This is a genomic window from Desertibacillus haloalkaliphilus, from assembly GCF_019039105.1.
In the GTDB taxonomy this organism is placed as follows: Bacteria; Bacillota; Bacilli; order Bacillales; family KJ1-10-99; genus Desertibacillus; species Desertibacillus haloalkaliphilus.
In genome coordinates, this window is sequence record NZ_JAHPIV010000052.1 from 1 (window position 1) to 720 (window position 720).

General features: G+C 36.7%; 1 pseudogene. It reads right to left on the reverse strand.

What is annotated here, in order from left to right:
* A pseudogene (locus KH400_RS20780) lies at positions 1-688 on the reverse strand (DDE-type integrase/transposase/recombinase); the annotation flags it as partial.
* Between the last annotated feature and the right edge of the window lie 32 nt (positions 689-720).

The following is a 720-nucleotide window of genomic DNA, read 5'->3' on the forward strand; positions in this document are numbered from 1 at the left end:
TATTATGGTGTACCTTATAATTGCCTGTCCGTTTCAACCATGCAAGGCAAGAGTGATTCCAGTCTTCAATATTTCCGAAAATCCGGTTCTTACTGAAGTTGTTTTTAACAAATTTGACCACCTGTTCAATTTTACCTTTGGACTCTGGATCGCTTTTTCTGCAGAGATAAATTTTGAATTGACGAGCTTGATGATACTTGGTAAATTCTGACGTCATAATTAGGTCACCTGCATTTTCACTTACTGACAGTAAGGCATCTTGATCGTATACCATTTCCTCTGGCATTCCCGCAAAATAATGAAAAGCATTCTCATGCATCTTGATGACATCTGCTGTTCGAAAAGGCCGATCGAGCCACTCAATATATTTAAAGCGGGAATGGGACAGGACAAAGGCAATAAAATAAAGTCGTTTATTTACTCCTTGATGATTTTTAACAACCGTTTGACCAAAATCTACTTGGGCTTGTTTGCCCACGGGAAGCTCTGGAACAGCCGAATAGGTACGGCCTACCTTTACCCTCGGAATATGATAAAAATCTCTCATCTCATTTAAATAATTTCTAACAGTATTTTCACTTACATCTTTAAATTCTAATTTCTCCTCCAACCAATCAAATACTTGAGCACCTGTTAAATCAGGATGTTCCATTAACCACGAAAGAATTTCTTGATGATACAAATCCAATTTCTTTTCTCTTGTTTTTAATGAACTTATAA